We start from the raw sequence: 18,206 nt of genomic DNA on the forward strand, positions 1-18,206 counted from the left end.
ATCAGAAATATAATGCCGAAAATCCTTATGGAAGCGGATGACCTGCAGCCAGGTACAGCTCATACCATTCTTCGCGAGTCAGTGTTATCTCACATGCTGCGATAATTTCTTTCAGGCGGCTTTCGCTTGCAGTTCCGGTAATGATTTGCATATTTGCCGGGTGGCGTAAAATCCACGCAGCCGCAATGGTAGTGTCGCTGACATTATATTTTTCAGCCAGTACATGAATCTTTTGATTCAGCTCCGGGTATTCGTCATTTCCGAGAAAGCATCCTTGCCATGCCGGCATTTGAAATGGTGACCAGGCCTGGAGGGTGATATCGTGTAGGCGGCAGTAGTCGAGCAGACTTCCGTCGTGGTCAATTGAACCGGGGGTTTCCATATTGACTTCCATGCCATTTGCAACAAGATTGGAAACCGGAATGCTGAATTGAACCTGGTTGACAACGAGCGGTTGGCAGACATACTTCTGCAGTAGTGCAATCTGCATCGGTTTGTGGTTTGAAACACCAAAATGGCGGACCTTTCCGCTCTCAAACAGAACATCAAATGCGGCAGCAACCTCTTCCGGTTCTACGAGTGCATCCGGACGGTGAAGCAGCAGAAGATCGAGATAATCTGTCTGAAGCCGTTTTAAAATACCATCGACGGATTTCAAAATGTGCTCTTTTGAGAGATCATAATAACCTTGCCGGATGCCGCATTTTGATTGCAGGTAAATATCTTCCCGTTTCAGGGATGGATCGCCGGCAAAGGCTTCGCCGAACACAGTCTCGCTCATACCGCCGCCATAGATATCCGCATGATCGAAGAAATATGCGCCCTGTTCCAATGCAGAGTGAATGAAATGGTTCATTTCCTTCTTCGATTTTTCAGAAAGTCGCATGCATCCGACTGCAATGGAAGGAATTTTTTGCAGATGATTGCCCAAAATAGTTTCTCTCATGATAAAAATCTCCTTTGTAATGATTTGATATTCGCGGAATTTTTCCGTAAAGCAAGTATGGAAGAAGTCCGGAAGTAAAGAAATAATAATTGTTAGACTTTGGACCATGGTATCATCATATCATAGAAGCGCACTCGAGAGTCAATGAAAATTTCTTGAGATAGCTATTAAATTTGAGTAAGAGATAGAAGAGCAGATATTATATCTTGAAAAAAGTACGTTCCATTGGTTCCGTTGAAGTCAATAGATTCCTCTTTACTTTCCCGACACAACTGCTATAATATATCAGACAGCAAGTAAAGGCAAAACAGAGAGGAATTCTATAATGGACATTATACAAAAATTTGGTAACGCAGTGAGCAGTATGTCTCTGGAGGATCCCGGGAAGGCGCGCAGGCTTCTTCTTACAGGATATCGACTTCAGGAGAAACGACTGCTCTTTTTTTCAGATAAAAAGCTGCCCAAGTCGGGACAGTATGTAGCAAGAATTGTTATGAAAAATATCATCCAGGCACTTTCAAAGCCTGAAAATTCAGCGATGGTCAGCATCTTTGTTCCGGGAGAGCTTTTGACGGCGGCAGGGCTGACTCCGTATTCGGTAGAAGCAATGTCCTGCTTTATCGCAGGAACAAGATGTGAGCAGACATTTTTGAGAAAAACAGAAGAAGAGGGATTTCCGGAAACGATGTGCTCCTATCACAGAGTTTTCCTTGGAGCGGCACTATCCGGACTTGTGCCAAAGCCAAAATGTATGATCTACACAAATCTGGCATGTGACAGCAATATGATGACCTTCCCGTATCTGAAGCAGAAAAATATGCTTCCGGGATTTTTTATAGATGTACCATATGACAAGAACGAAGATTCTGTAAAATATGTGGCAGATCAGCTCCGGGAGTTGAAAGCATTTTTAGAAGATGTTACTGGAAAGAAGATTTCCGAAGAGGCAGTACGGCAGGCGGTCAATAACAGTAACCAGGCAGCCGCATATTATCATGAACAGCTGGCACTGCGCAAAGAACATGATCCGGTCACGAGCCTGACCAATGAGCTGTACGCGATTTTCATGTGCCACCTCATGGCGGGTTCGCAGGAGGCAGTCAAGTACACGAAATTGCTTCTGGAAGATGTGAAAAAGGCACCGAAGAGCGAAGGTCTGCATATTCTCTGGATGCATATGATGCCATTTTTGCAGGAACCGGTAAAGGATATTTTCAATTACAGTGACCAGATTCATATCAGTGCCTGTGACTTTGTGGCAGACGGATTTCAGAAGACACATTATGAAGATCCGTATGAGTCCATGGCAGAAAAGATGGTGAACTGCATTTACAATGGAAGCGTCAGGCAGAGAATCCAGAAGGCAAAAGAGCTTGCGGCGCAGACAAATGTGGATGGAGGAATCCTTTTTACCCATTGGGGATGCAAAGGTACGATCGGAGCTTCCAGTCTGATCAAAGGATCGCTTGAGGAAGCAGGGATTCCAACCATGATCCTTGATGGAGATGGATGTAATCCGGCAAACAGCAGTGATGGACAGATTTCTACAAGACTTCAGGCTTATATGGAGATGCTGAAGGTAAATAAAGCAGAAAAATATGCCGCAAATCACGGAAAGGGGGCTGGGTCAGATGATACATTATGTCTGTAAATATACGCCGGTAGAGTTATTGAATGCATTTGGAGAAGAGTGTGCCGTACTGGAGGAAATGCCGGAGAACTTTGAAATGTCGGATCAGATCGCACACGCAAATCTGTGCGGTTTTGGGAAATCTGTGATTCAGGCAGTTCTGGAAGGAAAGGTTAAGCAGCTTGTACTTGTGAACTGCTGTGATTCTGCCCGGAGAGTTTATGATATTGTAGAGAGTACCGGAAAATGCAATTTTTTATATATGCTGGATCTTCCGCATGAGGATAATGAATGTGGGAAGGTAAAGTATGCACAGGCAATCATGCGCCTGAAAAAAGCATACGAAAAATTTTCCGGAAAAACATTTGATAAGGAAGCATTTTTAAATTCATTTACAGAAAATGAGACAGAAATGAAGCCATACATTGGTCTGATGGGTGTGCGTGTAACGGGTATTCTTGAAAAAATGATCCGGGATAATATTCAGATGGACGTGGACAATCTTACCTGCACCGGTGGAAGACAGCTTGCAGTTGTTCCGGAGCAGATGAGACAGATGGATGAAGAAAAAATGTTTCTGGCTTATGCGGATGCCCTGCTTTGCCAGATCCCATGTTTCCGAATGAATAACAACACTCGGAGAAATCAGCTGTATCTGGATCCAAACTTGAAGGGAATTATTTATCATACGATCAAATTCTGTGATTATTATGGATTTGAATATGCGAGCATTAAAAAGAATATCAAAGTACCGCTTCTGAAAATCGAGACGGATTTTACAAGTCAGAGCGCTGGACAGTTACTGACGAGAATCCAGGCATTTGCAGAAACGATTGAAGGATCGGAAGACATGGATCCGGGAAAAGGAATCAGTGAGGAGGCAAGAAAAAAGATGGAGTCAGGAATATATTATGTAGCAGGGATCGACAGTGGCTCTACAAGTACAGACGTTGTGATTCTGGATCAGGACGGAAAAATTAAATCTACGATGATCATTCCGACAGGCGGCGGAGCGATGATGAGTGCGGAGAAAAGCCTGGATCTTGCCGTAGAGAAGGCAGGAATTAAGAAAGAAGAAATTGTCAGAATTGTCACGACGGGATATGGACGTGCTTATATTGAAAGCGGGGATGACAGTATTACAGAGATCACCTGTCATGCCAAAGGTGCGCATTACCTGAACCCGAATGTGCGGACGGTGATCGATATCGGCGGACAGGATATCAAGGCGATCAGCATCGATGAAAATGGCGCAGTAAAAAATTTCCTGATGAATGACAAATGTGCGGCAGGAACCGGAAGGTTTCTGGAAATGATGGCACGGACTTTGGGACTTTCTCTTGAAGAGATGAGTACAAAAGGATTGGAATGGAAGGAAAATATTGTGATTTCCAGTATGTGTACGGTGTTCGCTGAGTCAGAGGTGGTATCACTTGTGGCTCAGAATAAAGATGTGGCAGATATCATCCATGGTCTGAATGTGTCGGTTGCTTCGAAAGTAGGAGCACTGGCGGCACGTCTTGGGAAAAAGAATCCGGGAGAATATATGATGACAGGCGGAGTGGCAAAGAATCCTGGAATCATCAAAGCACTGGAAGAAAAGCTGGATGCAAAATTGTATATTTGCGACGAGGCACAGCTTTGTGGTGCGCTTGGAGCTGCATTGTTTGCATATGAGAAGTGCAGTGTGTAGAGGCTGTGTTTGTAATCACCGGACATTATTTTATATTGCATAAAAAAGAGAAACCTTACCAATTTTCAGTGAACTGCTTCCCGTCAAGTAGACAATTAAAAAAATAAAATTTATTTCTGCCACTAGATGAAAAACTGGTGGCAGTTTTTATGCTGCCAATATATATTGTTCATGTTTTTCCATTGGGGTTAAAACTCCAAGATTCCTTTGTAATCGTCTATTGTTGTAATATTCCATGTAGCTTTCAATCATGCCCACAAGTGCTGTACGATTCGTAAATCTTTTCCCATAATAACGTTTTCTTTTTATAATCCCCCAGAATCCTTCCATCGGACCATTATCAATACATTTTGCAACTCTGGACATGCTTTGCGTCATTCCGGCAGCTTCCAGTTTATTGTGGAAGCTTCGATTTGTATATTGAAATCCTCTGTCACTATGACACAGCGGGCGTGCATCTGGATTACTGGCAATGGCATTGTCGAAAGTATCAAAGACCAATGCATTATTATTGTTATCTCGAATTACATAGGACACAATCCGTCTATCATACAAATCTAGTATTGCACTAAGATATACCTTATGTTTTTCCAAACCGATGTAATATTTAAATTCCGTCACATCTGTAAGCCATTTCTGATTAGGTGCATCTGCAAAAAACTCTCGGTTTAATACATTTTCCGCTATGTATTGTGGATTTGCGGATTGACGTGTGCATCCATTGTTAGCATATTTAATTGTGGATTTAATATTTTTCTTTCTGCAAATACGAAGAACCCGTTTGTCATTTACTTTTATTCCATAATAGCGTTCCAGATCATCTCGTATTCTTCGATAGCCTTTGTCAGGAGAATCCGTGTGTATCTTTTCGATTGCATCTGAAATACGCAAGTTTTTAATTTCATTAGCTGGAATCTCTCTATGAAGCCATTTATAATAAGCAGATCTGCTTACATTTCCAAGTTTGCAAAGTGCACTGATTGGGTAACCGTATGTTTCGTTTTCCTCTTTAATTGCCTGATAAATCTGCCCTTGCCTCAACAGGCTTAACCTCGCCTCCTCTCTATTTCGTCGAGTTTTTTTAGGAATGATGTCTCCATTTCAGCTTTTTTCCGCTTGGCTTTTTCCATCTTCAATTCTGCTTGAAGTTTTTCAATTTCTGAAAGAAAATTCTCCGATTTCCTTTTGCCACGATTGTCTTTTAGTGCATTAATTCCACCGTTTTCATATTTAACCGTATAGTTTCGTGCCTGCTGATAAGAAACTTTAAATTTTTCAGATGTTTCAGTGTAATTATGATCATGGCTAATGCAATATGCCGCAATTTCTACCCGTTCATTAAATGCCGTTTTTCTTCCTTTGGTCATGATGCCTGTATCTCCCATTCTGGAAGCTTTTAGCTCCTCATGACCATTATACTTCTTAATCCAGCTTCTGAGTTGACTGGTCGAAAGAATTTTGAACTTTTGACAAATTTCTATATGAGAACCTTCGCCGGCTAAATATGCTGCGACTGCTTGCTCTTTTTCTGTTTTGGAATAATGTTTGTTATGATTGGTTTTAAACGCATCTATTCCCATCGCTTCATAGTTTTTTACCCATTGTTTGAATGATTGAAAGGCTATACCTAAACGTTGTGCAATCGTCTTCATACTGCCTTTTCCATCTAAATATTCTTGAACTGCACTTATCTTTTCTTCAGCACTGTATCTTGCTTTTCTTCCCAATAAAAATACCCCCTTTCAGGTAACAAGTTTTATATTATTTTACTTGTCTACCTAAAAGGGAGCATATCACCGAGCAATACAGTCGGATATTAAGGTTGTTTTTTGGGATAAATGGTATTATAATAAGGGATACGAAAAGCAAAGGAGGAAGAAAGATGGCAGTCGAAGTAACAAAAACAATGACAATTGGCGAATTACTTCAGGTAGCTCCACAGACAGCACCGGTTCTTATGGAAGTTGGAATGCATTGTCTTGGATGCCCGGCTTCACAGGGTGAGTCTCTTGAAGAAGCAGCAATGGTTCATGGAATTGATGCAGATCTTCTTATCGCAAAGATCAACGCACTCTTAGCAGCTGAAGCATAGACCGTGAATAAATAAAAGATATAATTTAACGGGGACGACAGATCATTAATCTGCCGTCCCCGTCTTTTTTCGCCAAGTTAAAAATTGTGGATTTGTCTGTTATTTAAATGAAGTCAGAGTCTGTATTGCGTTTTTGGCAAGGATCATATCACAGTGTTCTTCCAGAAATGCAAGTGATATACCACCACCCTGTTCCGGTGAACCATACTCGGAGAGCATATTACAGATACGGTTAAAATCAGAAGACGGATGCTCTCCCTGTGCAAGTGTCAGGATGTACATGTTCTCTGCTTCATCCTTGTAAAGTGTGTTCGGACCATCATACATCTCAGCTAAAAAATGACTGGCATGAATCACACTGTCAAGTCTTGAGAAAGAGAAAAGCCGGACCGGTGGAACAGAAGGTTCAGCAGGAGCTGCTTCTTTGGCTTCTGAAGCAGGAGCCTGTTCCTGGACCGGAGTATCGGCAAGTGCTTCCGGGTTCTCCGGGAGCTGGGATACAGCCTCTTTCATCTGGCGGAGAATGTCGAGAAAATCTTCGGCTCCGTCAAGCTTTTTCAGATGTTCCAGCACGGATTTGTGCTTATCAGCAGCTTCGTCCGCAGGAGTAGGTGTGAATCTGGAAAAACGGGTATCCAGTTCATCCGGATCATCAACTTTGGTTATATTCAGAACGATAGAATCACCGGCGGTCGGGATTGCTTCGATCATCAGTGGCAGATTGTCGCTTTCGAATCCAAATTCAGAAGCGGCCTGCTGCATCATCTCGCGGAATAAAGACTTTGCCTTCTCGGAGCCGTAAGCAAGCTCGCTGAGCTTTAACTGTCTCTGGGCGAGATCATCACGGGTAAGTGTGCAGCGGATCTGATTATCATTTATCTTTTCTATCTTCATAAAGTATCACTTCCTATTCAATCAAAAATCTATCTGAACAATTACTAATAGTATAAACAAAAAACGGAACGATGTAAACAAAATAAAAAATAAAAAATGCTTGCTTTTTTATAAACTCTTTCTTATAATGGCGTTACAGGAAAATAAGACAGACCAGTCAATCGCACAAATCTTGAATTTATCATACGCATTTCGCACACAGCGTACAGAATCAAGTACATTCAGGTCATATCAGACGATTTATCAACAGAACCTAACAATTGAACCGAAGTATGGACAGTGATCATTTTCTTGTCATCGGAAAAAGCACAGGAGAAGTAATATATCACAAGTGTTGCCTTATGGTCGCTTTTTGCCGTAAAAACTGTCTGACTCAAGGGGGAAATATGGACGAGCAAGAGAAAAAGTATCAGGATTTATTTACAGAACTGACAAATTATGAGCGTAGTGGTGTCCGGATGCAGATGAATGGCTTTCCGGCAAGTCCGCTTCAGATCGTGTCAGCGCATATGGTAAGAGAAGAAAGTAATTATATGCGGGATTATATTCTGGATGAACAGGGAATGATCCGTGAACTGGATTTTAACAGTATAGGAACAGACCATTCACAGGTGGAATGAAAAGAGCAGAGCCCCCTCGCCAGGACATGACCTGTGGAGAATGGAAATAGTTCTCAGATGTGTACAAATGGTAGATATATGTGGTATAATAACCTAAAGTATGCGCATATTACAAGCTTAGTTAAGCTGTGAAAATATGCTGCAAACAGGAGGTGTCATGTGGACGAAAGAAGAATGACCAATGAGCAAAGGGAAAGAGAGCGCAGACGCAAAGCTGCGGCAGCAAGAAAAGCTGCTGCAAGATACGAGGATCCGGGCGTAGGTTATCAGAGACGGAGAAGAGCAAGAAAAAGACGTCGCCGTGTCAGAAACGTGTGTATTGCATTGCTGGTGATCTTTATAGTTGTCATTGGGCTTGCCGGTGGAACAATATACTGGATAAAGTATGGGCCGACAAAAGAAACCTATGATTTGAATAAATATTTTGGAATTACGGCAAAGTCGCAGATGGGTGTAACGATCAACAACGAGGTACTGGATGCTCAGGCAATTACAGAAGGCGGAACTGCATATCTGTCTTATAACTTTGTACAGGATTATATCAGCGATCGTTTTTACTGGGATTCCAATGAGCATATACTTTTGTATACACTGCCGAGAGATATGGTAAAGGTAGCGGCAGACAGTAAGGATTATTCTGTTTTAGATACTGTGAACAGTGAGGATTATACAATTGTAAAGACAGAAGGAGATACAGCATATATTGCACTGGATTTCCTGCAGAAATATGCAAATTTTGACTACGAAGTTTATAAAGATCCGGCAAGAGTCGTGATCACCAGTAAGTTTGGAGAGCGTCAGACGGCAAAGGTTAAGGATGATTCCCAGGTAAGGATTCTGGGAGGTGTAAAAAGTCCGGTGCTCGAAGAAGTGAAAAAGGGAGATAAGCTTACGGTTCTTGAAGATGTAAGTGACTGGAAAAAAGTCTGTACAAAGTCCGGAATTGTCGGGTATATTCAGAAGTCAAAGCTGAAGGATGCCAAGAAAGAGACAATCTCAAGAGAATTTGAGGAACCGGATTATACAGGAATCAAGAAAGATTACAAGATCAATCTGGTATGGCATCAGGTCACAAGTGAAGCTGCCAACGAAGGGATTGAAGATGCGCTTGCAGCTACAAAAGGACTCAATACGATTTCCCCTACATGGTTCAGTGTAACGGATAATTCCGGAAATATCAGTTCCATTGCAAGTACAGACTATGTGGATTATGCACATCAGTGTGGACTGGAAGTATGGGCGCTGGTGGATAATTTCGACCAGAATGTAGACGATATGGAGCTGCTCAGTCATACTTCAAGCAGGGAGAATCTGGAGAATCAGCTGGTAAATGCAGCACTTCAGAATGGAATTGACGGAATCAACGTGGATTTTGAACAGATACCGACGGATGTCGGAGAGCATTACATTCAGTTTATCCGGGAGCTTTCTGTGCTGTGCCGGGTGAACAATCTGGTCCTTTCTGTAGATAATTATGTGCCGAAGGGTTATAACACACATTATCACAGAGAAGAACAGGGGGTTATGGCAGATTATGTGATCATTATGGGATATGATGAACATTTTGCCGGTTCCTATGAAGCAGGTTCTGTGGCATCTTACAATTATGTAAAAGAGGGAATTGAAGAAACCCTGCGGGATGTACCGGCAGATAAGGTGATCAATGCAGTGCCATTCTATACAAGGCTGTGGAATGAGACACCGAAGACGGACGAAGAGCGTGCGGAAGATCAGGGAACCGAGGCTGCAAGCTATTCAATGAAAGTTACCAGCGAAGCACTTGGCATGGAAGAAGCGGCACAGCGGGTAAGCGAAGCCGGAGCAACTGTGACATGGGATGATACGGCGAAGCAGAACTATGCAGAGTGGCAGGGAGATAACGATTCAACCTACAGGATCTGGCTGGAGGATGCTTCTTCACTTGAAGTCAAACTCGGACTTATGAAGGACAATAATCTGGCAGGAACGGCGGCATGGAAACTTGGATTTGAGACTTCCGATATCTGGGATCTGATTCAGAAATATGTAAACTGATTACATAATGAGAAAGGTATAGAAAAGAGCTTTCCATGCATATATTTGTAAAAATATATGCAGGAGGCTCTTTTTTTGAATAAAAAAATCAGTGAAATGGTAAAAAGGGGGAAAACTATTTTCAAGAGCAAAATAAAGTGGATTCTGGCTCTTATTTTACTGACGGGATGTATTTATGGCAGCTATACATTAAGCAGGTATACCGAGGCGGATCAGGTGGAGGCAAAGCAGGCTCAGGTAATCCTGGATGCCGGACACGGGGGAAGTGATCCGGGAAAAATCGGGCTGAATAACCTTCTGGAAAAGGATATCAATCTGGCGATTACTGAGAAAGTGAAAAAATGTCTGGAAAAGGAAAAGATAACAGCAGAGCTTACAAGAAAAGAGGATAAAGGGCTTGTAACAACAGGAGACGGAAGTAAAAAGACAGAAGATATGCAGGCAAGAGTGAAGATGATCAACGAGACGAAACCTGTCCTTACAGTGAGTATCCATCAGAACAGCTATGAAGACCCGGAAATTCATGGAGCGCAGGTGTTTTATTACAGCCATTCCCGGGAAGGAGAGGCTGTTGCGAAGATCCTGCAGGAAAGTTTGCAGGAGATTGATCCGGAAAATCACAGGCAGGCAAAAGCAAATGAGACCTATTATCTTCTGAGGCGGACAAAAGTGCCTACGGTGATCGTGGAATGCGGCTTTCTGACTAATCCGGAAGAGGCAGAAAAATTGTCGGGAGAAGAATATCAGGAGCAGGTTGCAGAAGCTGTTGCAAAAGGAATCGCAAAATGTCTGGAATACCTGAACGAGTATGGAAATTAAAATTGCCATGCCATGTGGATAATGCTATAATGAAACACATGGAAACAATAATAAAAAAAATAGACAGAAACCAAATAGATCAGGTGATTATGGAAGAAGCCGGTTCAATCCTGAAGAACGGCGGTCTGGTGGCATTTCCGACAGAGACAGTCTACGGACTGGGGGCAAATGCGCTTGATGAGGAGGCAGCGAAAAAGACCTATGCAGCAAAAGGACGCCCGTCAGACAACCCGCTTATCGTCCATATTGCGAGACTGGAGGATCTGGGTGCGATCGTTGAATCTGTACCACTTATTGTAGATGAGATCGCGGCACATTTCTGGCCAGGGCCACTTACGATGATTTTCAATAAGAACGAAAAAGTTCCGCTGGGAACAACCGGTGGTCTGGAAACGGTCGCTGTGCGTATGCCGGATGATGAGATTGCCCGTGAGCTGATCCTTGCAGGAGGCGGATATGTATCAGCACCAAGTGCCAACACATCCGGAAGACCGAGCCCGACGACAGCACAGCATGTGGCAGAGGATTTAAGTGGCAAGATCGAGATGATTCTGGATGGAGGAAGTGTAGATATCGGAGTAGAGTCTACGATTCTGGATATGACGGTGACACCACCGATGATCCTGAGACCGGGAGCGATCACAAAAGAGATGTTAAGTGAAGTGATCGGTGAGGTGGCTGTAGATGAAACTTTGATTTCAGAGAACAGCACAAAAGCACCGAAAGCACCGGGAATGAAGTACCGTCACTACGCGCCGAAGGCAGAGATGATCATTGTTGACGGAGAGCCTGAAGAGGCTGTTCGGGCGATCAAGCAGATTGCTTACGAGCAGGTAAGACTTGGATATAAGGTGGGGATCATTGCGTCTAATGAATCGGTTGATCAGTATACGACCGGTGTAGTAAAATGCATAGGTTCCCGTGTGAATGAAAAGACGGTTGCGAGAAACCTTTATAAAGTCCTACGTGAATTTGATGAAGAGGAAGTTGATTACATTTACAGTGAAGCATTTCCGGAGGCAGGTATCGGAACTGCGATCATGAACCGGCTGGGCAAAGCAGCAGGACATCATGTACTGCAGGCATCTGAGATCACGAAGCTTCAGGATTACCGCAGGATTGTATTTGTGAGCAACAGCGCGAACTGTCGTGCTCCGATCGCAGCAGCAATTCTGAAAAAGCAGCCGCTTTTCCAGGAATACGAGGTGTGTGCGAGAGGACTTGTGGTTCTCTTCCCGGAGCCACTGAATCCGAGAGCAGAAGAACTTCTGGCGAGACATCATATTGAGACAGAAGGATATGAGACTGTTGCATTATCAGAAGAGGAATTTGGGGAAGATACGCTTGTTCTGGCAATGCAGGATAGTATCAAACAAAAGATACAGAATGATTATCCGGGAAAAGGACAGGTTTATACACTATGTGAATTTGTAAATGGAAGCAAAGAGGTTCCGTCTGTATATGGTCAGACACAGGAACAGTATGAGCAGATGTATGAGCTGATCCAGGGGTATGTCAAAAAACTTGCCAATAAGTTAAACGAGGAGGCAAAAAACAAATGTCAAATGTACACGTAATGGATCATCCGCTGATTCAGCACAAAATCGGGATTATCAGAAGAGAGGAAACAGGTTCAAAGGATTTCAGAATGATGATCGGTGAGATTGCAATGCTGATGTGCTATGAGGCAACCAGAGATCTGAAATTACAGGATGTCGAGATCCAGACACCGATCTGCAAGATGACAGCAAAAGAGCTTGCAGGAAAGAAGCTTGCTGTTGTTCCGATCCTGAGAGCAGGACTTGGAATGGTAGAAGGTATGCTTGCGATGATTCCGGCTGCAAAAGTAGGTCATATCGGTTTGTTCCGTGATCCGGAAACTCTTGAACCGGTAGAATACTACTGCAAACTTCCGGCTGACTGTGAAGAAAGAGAAGTATTTGTAGTAGATCCGATGCTTGCTACGGGAGGATCCTGTATCGCAGCGATCCAGATGCTGAAGAACAGAGGCGTAAAAAATATCCGTTTTATGTGTATTATTGCAGCACCGGAAGGAGTAAAGAAGCTTCAGGAAGCTCATCCGGATGTTGAAGTGTATATTGGAGCATTGGATGAAAAGTTAAATGAACATGGATATATTGTTCCGGGGCTCGGAGATGCCGGAGACCGTATTTTCGGAACAAAATAGAGGAACCGATTATGAGTGGAAAAAGACAGGATTATATTTCCTGGGATGAATATTTTATGGGAGTTGCCATTCTCTCGGGAAGACGGTCAAAAGATCCGAATACCCAGGTGGGATGCTGTATCGTAAGTGCAGATAACAAAATTCTGTCAATGGGATACAACGGTCTGCCACGAGGCTGTTCGGATGATGAATTTCCGTGGGAACGGGAAGGTGAGGATCCGCTGAAGACAAAGTATGTATACACCGTACACAGTGAACTGAATGCAATCTTGAATTACAGTGGAGGAAGTCTTGAAGGAGCCAAACTTTATGTATCGCTTTTTCCGTGCAATGAATGCGCAAAAGCGATCATTCAGAGTGGAATCAAAGAAGTAATCTATGATTCAGACAAGTATGCAGATACAACTTCTGTAAAAGCATCTAAAATGATGTTTGACTGTGCCGGGGTGCGATACCATCAGTATCACCGGACCGGGCGAAAAGTGGAAATTGAATTATAAAAGATATGGGGAAGTGCCATTGGACTGTGAAGTGCAGACAGTGGCGCTCTTTTTTTATAGGAAATTCTTTTCAGAGGTAAAAAACATATCTGTGTGAAAAAGTTCATAAGATAGAGCAGGAGGTGGCGGAGCATGAAAAGAAGAGGATCATGGCAGATAAACTTTATTGTCAGGGCTTTGACAGGAATGGGCAGTATTTTTCTGGTCAATCAATGGATGGACTATAGAAACATTCCTGTTTCTGTCGGACTAAATGTCCTGTCATTTTTTGTGTCCGGATGTCTTGGAATTCCGGGAGTTGCCATGCTTTATGGGATTATGTTTTATCAGTTTATGTAGGTGTTGCGCAAAACGTTTTTTTCTGGTTTAAAGCTATGGACAAAGGGAAAAGTGGCGCATATAATACGTCTTACAAGAGAGGCAAAGCAATAAGTTAGAAAATCAAAAAATCAGTTTCAGCAGTATTTATATTCTGATAAATACTGTGTCAAAAAAGGAATGCAAACGTGTTCCGTCATATGCCATTCGGCATTTGATTCAAAGTTTGAAAGAAAAAGGGCGGACATGCCGGAAAGGAGCAGAGCAAAGAATCGACAGAGAAATTTTAATTTGTGATCCAGAAGAAGAGTATGTCAAAAGACTTGCGGAGGCGCTGCTTTTGAAAAAAGAGGTGACAGCAGGAGTGCGAATCTGTTCGTCGCCGGAAATGGTACAGGAGTTACTGAAGATTGGTCTGATAAAGGTATTGTTGATCAGTGAGGATGTTCCATATGAAAAAAGAAAGCAGATTTTTACCGGGAAGAGAATTATTCTGACGAGACAGCATTGTGTGGATCTGGGAGAGGAGGAAACGGAGCTTCGGAAATATCAGCCGGTTGACGGACTGATGACCGGGATTTTAAAAGGCCTTCAGGAGGAGAAGTTTCCGGGATCGTGTGCGGATAACGGAAATGGAAGAATCCTTGGAGTATATTCACCGGTTCACAGAATTGGAAAGACAACGTTTTCACTGAAACTTGGGAAAGCACTGGCACAGTCAGAGGACGTGCTGTATCTGAATCTGGAAACCTATGCAGGCATGGGAGGATATTTCCGGGATCAGGATGCTCCTGATCTGGCAAATGTTCTTTACTATGCAAAACAGGAAAGAGATGATATCGGGATACGGATTGCATCCATGGTAAAAAGAATGGGTGATCTGGACTATATCCCACCAATGAAAGTATGGACAGATCTTCGTGCTGTGCATATAGAGGAATGGAAAACTCTATTTGAAAGACTGATCGGCCAAAGTGTATACAGCGTGATCATTCTGGATATCGGAAATGGGATGGAGGATGTGTTTCAGCTGTTAAGGCTGTGTGACCAGATTCTCATGCCGTGTGCGGAGGATGTATATGCGATGGCAAAAATTGCGCAGTACCAGCATATGTTGAAGGTACTGCGGTATCAGGAGCTGGAGTCGCGTACCATGTATATCAATATGAGGAAAAATATGCGTCAGACAGTAAAAGAAACAGTTGAGTTATTAAAAGAAAGTACAGAAAAGAGGTTCTTCTATGCGGAGGGCAGAACAACTTCATGAAGAAATTCTGGCGCAGATGGATCTGTCGAAGGAAGCAAGCGATGAAGAGCTGCTGGAACTGATCCACAGGATACTGGAAGAAAAATCGAAAGAAGAGTTCATTCCGCTTGGAGAAAAGGCAATTCTCGGGAGAGAGCTTTTTAACGCGTTCAGGAAGCTGGATATCTTGCAGGAGCTGATCGAGGATGAAGAGATTACGGAAATTATGATCAATGGAACGCAGCCGATTTTCATCGAGCGTAACGGAAGGATTTATGAAACCGATAAAAAGTTTCTTTCAAAGGGAAAGCTTGAAGATGTGGTTCAGCAGATGGTAGCAGGCTGTAACAGGGTTGTCAATGAGGCAACACCGATCGTAGATGCGAGACTGGAGGATGGATCCAGAGTAAATGTGGTGCTGCCGCCGGTTGCGCTTAATGGACCGATTGTTACGATCAGAAAGTTTCCGAAAAGCAGGATTACGATGGAGACGATGATCGACACAGGTTCTATCGGAAAAGAAGCGGCGGCAATGCTGATCCAGGCCGTGAAGGCAAAGTATAACATTTTTATCAGCGGAGGGACAGGATCAGGAAAGACAACCTTTCTGAATGTATTGTCGGATTTTATTCCGAAAGAAGAACGTATTATTACCATTGAGGACAGCGCGGAACTGCAGATCACAGGGATTCCCAATCTGGTGCGGCTTGAAGCACGGAATGCAAATGTAGAAGGAACAGGCGAAATCAATATCCGTGATCTGATCAGGACAGCACTCCGGATGCGACCGGAGAGGATTATTGTCGGTGAAGTCAGAGGAGAAGAAGCACTGGATATGTTACAGGCATTTAATACAGGTCATGACGGGTCGATCAGTACCGGTCATGCGAACAGTCCGGATGATATGATGAGCAGACTGTCTACAATGGTACTGATGGGGATTAAACTTCCGCTGGAAGCAGTTATGCGTCAGATCGCTTCCGGAATCGATATCCTGGTACATCTGGGACGCCTTCGGGACAAGAGCAGGAAAGTATTGGAAATCATGGAGGTATTGGGATATGAAAAAGGAGAAATCAGGCTTCAACCGTTATTTTCCTTTCAGGAGACGGGAAGTAAGGATGGAAAAATCCAGGGGGAGTGGGTGAAAAGGTCCACACTTACACGGACGGAAAAACTTATGGCGGCAGGGTATCAGCCGGAAGGAGTATGCCCTGGCGATAACGGAAAGTATTCTTCTGGTGTTTCTGATTGCCATGCTGTTCTATTCAAGACTATGGATGATGGCAGTGCTTTTTCCTCTGGGAATGAAGTATTACGAAAGGATGATCTGTCAGGTGGAGGAAAAAGGGAAGAGACGTTTTGAAAGACAGTTCCAGGATGCGCTTCAATCACTGGAAGCGCAGCTGAATGTGGGATACTCTATGGAGAACGCAATCAAAGAGGTACAGAGAGACCTGCAGATCATGTATGACAGGCATACACTTATTGTACGGGAATTTACGTATATGGTAAGGCAGCTGAATCTGAACATAACCGCGGAAGCTGCCTGGAAGGATTTTGCTGCAAGGGTAGCACTTCCGGAGGTGGATACATTTGTCACTGTATTTTCCCTGGCAAAGAGGAGCGGAGGCGACAGTATTCTGATCATTAAAAATGCGGTTAGACAACTTGGTGATAAAGCGGAAGTAAAAAGAGAAATCGATACCGTAATTGCAGCGAAAAAAATGGAATTTCAGATTATGTCAGTGATTCCTTTGGGAATTATTGGTTATATGCGTCTGAGCTTTCCGGAATTTATGGCGGGGTTATACGGGAATCTGCCAGGAGCGGCTTTTATGAGTATTTGTCTTGGAGCTTACATTGCTGCCTGGAGACTTGGATGCAAGATTGTGGAAATCGAGGTATAGAAATGTGGTTTTGTATCGGAATGTATTTCTTTCTCGGAGCTTGTGCATGGATGTATTTCAAGAAGAAATCACTTTTCAGAAAATGGGACAGGCTTCTCAGGCAGATATTTTTTTTGATGTTGGCGGTGACAAGTCTGGCATTTTTGTCGGAAATCGTGCAGAAGACAGGGACGGAAAACTCTGAAACCATGCAGATAAAGCGGAACGGGTACGGGGAAGGACAAAAAGAAGCGGCGCTTTCTATGCAGGTTGAAGGAGAAAAAAAGCAGGATATAGAAATTCGTGTGTCACCGAAGATTTACAGTGAAAAGCGGCTGGAAAAGGAGTTTCAGAAAGCGAGGAAAGAGCTTGCAAAAGTGATTTCCGGGGAAAATAAGGATCTGTCGCATATAAAGACAGATCTGAATCTGGTAACAGCATTAGACGATTTTCCGTTTTCGATTTCCTGGGAACTTAGCAGATATGATGTAATGGATTCGCTTGGGAGACTGGATCAGGAAAAAATCCGGGAAGAAGATCCGGAGAATCAGGGGATTGGGATGAATATTACCGGAGTTCTGCATTATGAAGATAAGGTATATCCGTGTGAGATGGATCTTGTTATTTTTGCAGGACAGGAGAAAACGCTTTCCACGAAAGAGCGGGTTCTGGAACTGGTAAGATTACAGGACAGTGCTACAAGGCAGAAAGCATATCTTACACTGCCACCCAGTCTGGACGGAAGAAGAATTGCCTGGACAGAGGAGAAAGATTCAAAAGTGATTCCGATTCTGATGCTCGGAATGGCGATAAGCATTCTGCTTGTCGGAAGAGAAATACAGAAAGAAAGCAATCGGAAGAAGACGAAAAAAGAGCAGATGATGCTGGATTATCCGGAAATTATCACAGAGTTTACGATGCTGACCGGTGCCGGAATGACAGCAAAAAATGTGTGGAAAAGGATTGCGGAAGATTATGGGATCACCAGGGGAAAAACGGGAAGAAAAAGAGAAGCATATGAAGAAATCTGGAAAACCTGGCAGGAAATGAAAAGTGGGATTCCAGAGATGGAATGTTATGAAAGATTTGCAAGAAGATGTGATCTGATTCCGTATATGAAAATGGGAGCACTTCTTTCACAGAATCTGAAAAAGGGTGCAAAAGGAATTTCTGAAATGCTTCGTATGGAGGCAGTACAGGCACTGGAGGACAGAAAGAGCAGGGCGAGACAGCTGGGAGAAGAGGCAGGAACCAGACTTTTGATCCCAATGCTTTTGATGCTGATCATCGTGATTACGATCGTAGTTGTACCGGCATTTTTGTCGATCCAGGTGTAG

General features: G+C 43.3%; 18 protein-coding genes. 14 read left to right on the forward strand and 4 right to left on the reverse strand.

Annotation, left to right across the window (positions count from 1 at the left end; genetic code table 11):
- Positions 1-25 precede the first annotated feature (25 nt).
- Positions 26-946: an aldo/keto reductase gene (locus tag PG840_RS07790; RefSeq protein ID WP_270613481.1), complete on the reverse strand. Its 921-nt coding sequence runs from the start codon at positions 944-946 to the stop codon at positions 26-28.
- Between the two features lie 325 nt (positions 947-1,271).
- Between PG840_RS07790 and PG840_RS07795 the strand changes: the two genes are divergently transcribed.
- Positions 1,272-2,597 (forward strand): 2-hydroxyacyl-CoA dehydratase subunit D, encoded by a 1,326-nt coding sequence (locus PG840_RS07795; RefSeq protein WP_055155501.1) that lies wholly within the window; start codon positions 1,272-1,274, stop codon positions 2,595-2,597.
- The gene (locus PG840_RS07800; protein WP_270613482.1) at positions 2,578-4,269 is read left to right on the forward strand and encodes an acyl-CoA dehydratase activase; all 1,692 of its coding nucleotides are present in this window, start codon (positions 2,578-2,580) and stop codon (positions 4,267-4,269) included. The genes PG840_RS07795 and PG840_RS07800 overlap by 20 nt, the downstream gene beginning before the upstream one ends.
- 147 nt (positions 4,270-4,416) lie before the next feature.
- Here PG840_RS07800 and PG840_RS07805 read toward each other — a convergent pair whose 3' ends face one another.
- Entirely contained in the window at positions 4,417-5,310 is an 894-nt protein-coding gene (locus PG840_RS07805) for an IS3 family transposase (protein ID WP_270613483.1), read from the reverse strand.
- Between the two features lie 5 nt (positions 5,311-5,315).
- Positions 5,316-5,996, reverse strand: coding sequence for a transposase (locus PG840_RS07810; protein WP_270613484.1), 681 nt, complete (start codon positions 5,994-5,996; stop codon positions 5,316-5,318).
- Positions 5,997-6,151: 155 nt separating this feature from the next.
- Between PG840_RS07810 and PG840_RS07815 the strand changes: the two genes are divergently transcribed.
- Positions 6,152-6,361 carry a DUF1858 domain-containing protein gene (locus PG840_RS07815; protein WP_022220329.1) on the forward strand — a complete coding sequence of 70 codons (210 nt, stop codon included), beginning with the start codon at positions 6,152-6,154 and terminating at the stop codon, positions 6,359-6,361.
- A 99-nt stretch (positions 6,362-6,460) separates the two neighbouring features.
- Here PG840_RS07815 and PG840_RS07820 read toward each other — a convergent pair whose 3' ends face one another.
- On the reverse strand, positions 6,461-7,255 hold the full coding sequence (locus tag PG840_RS07820) for an adaptor protein MecA (protein ID WP_008375545.1): 795 nt from the start codon (positions 7,253-7,255) through the stop codon (positions 6,461-6,463).
- Between the two features lie 386 nt (positions 7,256-7,641).
- Between PG840_RS07820 and PG840_RS07825 the strand changes: the two genes are divergently transcribed.
- The 11 genes from PG840_RS07825 to PG840_RS07875 all read left to right on the forward strand — a co-directional run bounded on the left by PG840_RS07825 (position 7,642) and on the right by PG840_RS07875 (position 18,206).
- Entirely contained in the window at positions 7,642-7,875 is a 234-nt protein-coding gene (locus PG840_RS07825) for a hypothetical protein (RefSeq protein ID WP_117559053.1), read from the forward strand.
- Positions 7,876-8,049: 174 nt separating this feature from the next.
- On the forward strand, positions 8,050-9,909 hold the full coding sequence (locus PG840_RS07830; protein WP_270613498.1) for a glycosyl hydrolase family 18 protein: 1,860 nt from the start codon (positions 8,050-8,052) through the stop codon (positions 9,907-9,909).
- 75 nt (positions 9,910-9,984) lie between these two features.
- The gene (locus PG840_RS07835; protein WP_243034401.1) at positions 9,985-10,728 is read left to right on the forward strand and encodes an N-acetylmuramoyl-L-alanine amidase family protein; all 744 of its coding nucleotides are present in this window, start codon (positions 9,985-9,987) and stop codon (positions 10,726-10,728) included.
- 38 nt (positions 10,729-10,766) lie between these two features.
- A complete protein-coding gene (locus tag PG840_RS07840; protein WP_270613499.1) occupies positions 10,767-12,305 on the forward strand; it encodes an L-threonylcarbamoyladenylate synthase in 1,539 nt (512 codons plus the stop codon).
- Complete coding sequence (upp, locus tag PG840_RS07845) at positions 12,287-12,916, forward strand: uracil phosphoribosyltransferase (protein WP_022220333.1); 630 nt, start codon at positions 12,287-12,289, stop codon at positions 12,914-12,916. Before PG840_RS07840 ends, upp begins: the two co-directional genes overlap by 19 nt.
- 11 nt (positions 12,917-12,927) lie before the next feature.
- Positions 12,928-13,416, forward strand: a complete 489-nt coding sequence (locus PG840_RS07850) for a deoxycytidylate deaminase (RefSeq protein ID WP_008375533.1) — start codon at positions 12,928-12,930, stop codon at positions 13,414-13,416.
- A gap of 132 nt (positions 13,417-13,548) precedes the next feature.
- Positions 13,549-13,755, forward strand: coding sequence for a pro-sigmaK processing inhibitor BofA family protein (locus tag PG840_RS07855; RefSeq protein ID WP_008375529.1), 207 nt, complete (start codon positions 13,549-13,551; stop codon positions 13,753-13,755).
- 145 nt (positions 13,756-13,900) lie between these two features.
- Complete coding sequence (locus PG840_RS07860; protein ID WP_270613486.1) at positions 13,901-15,001, forward strand: hypothetical protein; 1,101 nt, start codon at positions 13,901-13,903, stop codon at positions 14,999-15,001.
- The gene (locus PG840_RS07865; RefSeq protein ID WP_270613487.1) at positions 14,976-16,346 is read left to right on the forward strand and encodes a CpaF family protein; all 1,371 of its coding nucleotides are present in this window, start codon (positions 14,976-14,978) and stop codon (positions 16,344-16,346) included. Before PG840_RS07860 ends, PG840_RS07865 begins: the two co-directional genes overlap by 26 nt.
- Positions 16,318-16,890 (forward strand): type II secretion system F family protein, encoded by a 573-nt coding sequence (locus PG840_RS07870; protein WP_270613488.1) that lies wholly within the window; start codon positions 16,318-16,320, stop codon positions 16,888-16,890. Before PG840_RS07865 ends, PG840_RS07870 begins: the two co-directional genes overlap by 29 nt.
- 2 nt (positions 16,891-16,892) lie before the next feature.
- Positions 16,893-18,206, forward strand: coding sequence for a hypothetical protein (locus tag PG840_RS07875; RefSeq protein WP_270613489.1), 1,314 nt, complete (start codon positions 16,893-16,895; stop codon positions 18,204-18,206).

Source organism: Coprococcus sp. AM97-35 (assembly GCF_027697525.1).
Lineage (GTDB): Bacteria > Bacillota > Clostridia > Lachnospirales > Lachnospiraceae > Allocoprococcus > Allocoprococcus comes.